The sequence below is a fragment of the Ohtaekwangia sp. genome, from assembly GCF_036568665.1.
Classification (GTDB): domain Bacteria; phylum Bacteroidota; class Bacteroidia; order Cytophagales; family Cyclobacteriaceae; genus Ohtaekwangia.
The window spans coordinates 1-4,027 of sequence record NZ_DATCSD010000465.1 but is presented as its reverse complement, the minus strand read 5'-3'; the positions used below and the strand labels follow the sequence as shown (position 1 = coordinate 4,027).

Here is a 4,027-nt window from a genome sequence, read left to right as displayed (position 1 = left end):
CACCGTAGGCACCAGGGAAAGAAAAAAGCTGAACGACAACCAGAAGATCTCGAAGTATCGTGCGCGTGTATTTCCTTTCCTTTTCGCGTGCAGATAATAGCCCGCCAGCACCAGTACAAAGATGAGCAGGGAAAACACATGCCCCGGATTAAAACCTCCCGTTCTGCTCAATCCCAACGCGCTTAGAGAGGCTATAATAGTTCCTGCGAGGTACGTTAGTCCGCTCTTACCGGCAAGATTAATTTTGCCATACTTTGCGTACGACACCACCGCTGCACCAATGGCAATTATACCGACCACGGTATGAAATATGCCTAAATTTGATAATCCCATTTTTATTTTTTTTGAGCAAAGCTTCACAGAAATGGAATACCGGATTTTCACTTAAGTTAAAAAGTCAGGAAAAAAATCGGAAGTATTCGATACTACGGAAGACCTGTATTATGAGGAGTATTGCGTTTGCGATTAATGTAGGATAAAAGCCGTAATTTAGTTTTCAGGCTACGTTCGGTCGCAGTGAACAGTTTCGGAGTTAGTCGGGTAAATAGTCGTTCTTCTTTCATTTGCCCTCCAAGCCAGCAACGTCACATTCCCAAACGTTTAATTATTTTTTAGTGGATAGATTTGACCATGGTTGACACAGTAAATTTCTGGAATTGGTTTAAGATAAACTGCAGGCATCTCCATTCCAACAAATATCCCAACGATACATTTAAAGAGTTAGATAAAAGAGTTTATTCCATGGGACTCTATTGGGAAGTTGGACCAGGTGTTAAAAAAGAAAATTTATTAACCATTTCAGTTAGTGGGCGTAGGGAATTACTTGACAAGGCAAGGAGTCTGTTGGCTAATGCACCGATACTTGACGATTGGGAATTTGATTTATTAAAAAAACCAAAAAAAAATTGGGACAAACTCGAAATACCTGGTGACAATATCAAGATTTCAGCTGCAAACTGGACTTATGTGTTGCTAAAGTATGAAGACGGTAAGAAAGAAATACTAATCAAGGCAGACACTCTTTCAGACTTTGAAAAAGACAAAAGGATTGAATTAGCTGAAATAGTTTTGACCAATCTCATTGGTGAGGAGAAATTGATGGATGAATTGAATTACTTGGACGTGCTCGAAGTTGAAGACTCAACGTACGAAACCCAGGATATAAGAGACTTAGAAGAACATTTAGACTATCTGAAAAACGATGCATAACAAATGGAATAACGTTGTCATCAGTCCAAAAACTTTCCCTGTATGTTAATTCGCAAGAATACAAAAGCGTTTAAAACAATTCTTGAAATTATCACCGCTTGCCGGCAACGCGCTGATCGCGAGAAGCTGGTGCGTCTCTTCATTACAAAAGCGGGCCATACCATTCACGACAGAATCAATATTGAAGCCATACAAGGCAACTCCGAGTTATTATACCAGATGAATTACGAGTCTGTTCTGGCGAACCTCACATCATCCAATCATCAGCTACAGGTTAGTGACGAGATACCCGGTATATATTTCTTTCACAGCACATCAAATAAAGCATGGGATGAAACTCCCTTTGAATTTGATAAAGCCGTTGGCAAGGAATTTAAAAATCTTCCGGAACTACCCATAACTAAGAAGAAAGAGAAAATAGAAAAGTATACTATACCGGTAACAAAGAAGATCAACGAGATTCCGAAACCTAAAGAAAAGGCGAAACCCGTTAAACCCGTCAAAGTTGCTGAAAAGAAAATTAACCAACCCGATTTTAAGTTAAAGCGTAAGATACATTTCACGGATTTGGATCGGGTTGTCATGCGACAGCCAGAACTTACAAAGAAAGATATTCTAACCTATTACAATACTATATCCGAATATATACTTCCTTACCTGAAAGACCGATCATACTCTGCACATCTCTATACCAGTTCTCTACAAACAACAATGACAAATGCAGAAGAAATTATTAATCAGAATAGAGACAATACACCTGACTGGCTGCAGTCCGTTGCTTCAAAAGATAAAGGTCAAAAGAGAATCCCCATGTGCAACGATCGCGAACATTTATTGTGGAATATCGAAGCTGGGTGCCTTCAATTTAATACATCAAATGCCAAAGTAAGATCGTCCGATTCCCCGGACTATATCGTTATTGGTATTGATTCTCCGGAGCATGAGCTAACAAAAGCTATATATGTGGCACGTGTTGCACATGAAATTTTAACAGGATTACAATTGCCTTCATTCATTAAAACGGATGGACGCTCCGGATTTCATATTTACATCGGTCTCAATTCGCAAAGCAACTTTCAAAAAAGCATAGATATAGCGGAATATATAGCAAAACTCATTCGGCTTAAAATTCCCGACATGGTTTCTCTCGAAGGAACAGGCGACTTAACGTATGGTAAGGTGGTGTTAGATTATACCCTTAATCAAAAAGAAACAAGGGTTATAGTACCTTATTCACTTGTATCGGGTGAATCCGCTATAGTAGCAACACCTCTTCATTGGAATGAAGTAAAAGAAGGTCTTCGAAGTGAAGATTTCAATCACGAAACAATTCTCAAAAGACTCAGGCAAGTTGGCGATCCTTTTGAATCGCTTTCTAAGAAAAAACAAAATCCGGAAGCCTTACTTAAAAGACTCCATGAGAATTATTCCTTTCTTATTTCTTAAACAGTCATGCAACAAAAAGTTAGTACAAGCCACAACATTGCCCACGCCTTCGTTGGTGTTCCTCACCAACAAACCAACACCCGCGGCCGCACAAAATCTTAAAGTTATACATGGCACATACATCGTTACGAGTCACTTGCCAAAACATTTCGCTTCAACAGGTGTTTTAGTAGGCAAATCATTAAACTTAAACAAACATGCTGACACACCTGGTATATGTAAGCGCACGAAAAAGAAATTGTACAGATGAAGAAATAGAAAAAATCCTGGCAGCCTGCAGAGCCAACAACGGCCCGCTTGATATTACCGGTGTTCTGCTGTACTCCGACACGCGGTTTATTCAATACGTTGAAGGCAAGTCCACCGCATTGACAAACCTTTATGATAAGATCAAAAAAGATACACGCCACGAAAAGGTTGTGATGATCTCCTATAACCCGATTACAGAAAGAATATTTCCAAGCTGGCAAATGGGCAGCCTCAAAATCACATCCGATGATATCAGCTTTATTACCGATATAACATCGCAGGATAAAGATGTATTTCAAAAGATCATCAGCGGCAAAGAAGCTGACGGTGCAAAAGTGAGAGATCTCCTCGTTAAATTTTTCAAAAGGTAAACGCCGCTAGGCAAGCCTTGAAAATTATATCAAGGCTTGCATCAGCTCTTATAGCGGGGTGTAAACAAAGAAGAAGTGAGAAGCAAGAAGTAAAGCAACACTATTCCTGCTGCCTGCTTCTGGCACTCATCTAGAGCGGATGGTATATTTCGAGCGTTTTTCCATTTTTATAGGTAACAGTGTTAACCAGGTCAAGACGTTTTTGTTCTTTGAAAATTGACAGTCCGTTACCTATAGCTACCGGAGTTCTGAAAATATAGTATTCATCTACCAGGTTTTGACTGATGAGCGACCCCGCAAAAGTAGCGCCTCCATATACCATAATGTCTTTACCGGGTTGTTTCTTCAGCGCGTGTACGGCAGCGGCTAGATCTCCGTTTTCAACTTCTAAATTTCTTCCGTTAATATTTTTTTCCGTGCGACTGAAAACGATCTTGCGCATATTCACCATGCGCTGAGCCAGGGGTTGTTCAAGGCTATCAGGCTGAGTGTCCACTACATTTTCCCAATAATTAATAAAGCCCGGTGTCATCTTGCGGCCCAGTAATATAGTATCACAGCTGTCAGCTAAATCAATTATCTTCTGAAAAGAAGCTTCCTCACGCTCCAACGTCCATATCCAGTCCAGCTCTCCCTTGGGTCCGGCTACAAAGCCATCGAGGCTCATTTGTACCTGCAATTTTAATTTACGCATATCAAGTATAGTTTATAGTGATGGGTGTTTGTTCCTGTCACAAATATCAGCAGACGAT

General features: G+C 40.2%; 5 protein-coding genes. 3 read left to right on the top strand and 2 right to left on the bottom strand.

The annotated features are described in order from the left end of the window. The coding region (locus tag VIN08_RS27300) for a hypothetical protein (protein WP_331972654.1) at positions 1–333 on the bottom strand (333 nt) is incomplete at its 3' end. 297 nt (positions 334–630) lie between these two features. Between VIN08_RS27300 and VIN08_RS27295 the strand changes: the two genes are divergently transcribed. From VIN08_RS27295 to VIN08_RS27285, 3 genes are all read left to right on the top strand, one after another. Beyond that, positions 631–1,209: a hypothetical protein gene (locus VIN08_RS27295; RefSeq protein ID WP_331972652.1), complete on the top strand. Its 579-nt coding sequence runs from the start codon at positions 631–633 to the stop codon at positions 1,207–1,209. 42 nt (positions 1,210–1,251) lie between these two features. Then, positions 1,252–2,655, top strand: coding sequence for a hypothetical protein (locus VIN08_RS27290; RefSeq protein WP_331972649.1), 1,404 nt, complete (start codon positions 1,252–1,254; stop codon positions 2,653–2,655). A 197-nt stretch (positions 2,656–2,852) separates the two neighbouring features. Next, positions 2,853–3,275: a BLUF domain-containing protein gene (locus VIN08_RS27285; protein ID WP_331972646.1), complete on the top strand. Its 423-nt coding sequence runs from the start codon at positions 2,853–2,855 to the stop codon at positions 3,273–3,275. 130 nt (positions 3,276–3,405) lie between these two features. Here VIN08_RS27285 and VIN08_RS27280 read toward each other — a convergent pair whose 3' ends face one another. Next, a complete protein-coding gene (locus VIN08_RS27280; protein ID WP_331972643.1) occupies positions 3,406–3,969 on the bottom strand; it encodes a dihydrofolate reductase family protein in 564 nt (187 codons plus the stop codon). Positions 3,970–4,027: the final 58 nt, after the last annotated feature.

Bases quoted from the DNA above. Each gene is read 5' to 3' on its own strand.
- VIN08_RS27295 (WP_331972652.1), top strand. From the start codon at position 631: ATGGTTGACACAGTAAATTTCTGGAATTGGTTTAAGATAAACTGCAGG.
- VIN08_RS27280 (WP_331972643.1), bottom strand. From the start codon at position 3,969: ATGCGTAAATTAAAATTGCAGGTACAAATGAGCCTCGATGGCTTTGTA.
- VIN08_RS27285 (WP_331972646.1), top strand. From the start codon at position 2,853: ATGCTGACACACCTGGTATATGTAAGCGCACGAAAAAGAAATTGTACA.
- VIN08_RS27290 (WP_331972649.1), top strand. From the start codon at position 1,252: ATGTTAATTCGCAAGAATACAAAAGCGTTTAAAACAATTCTTGAAATT.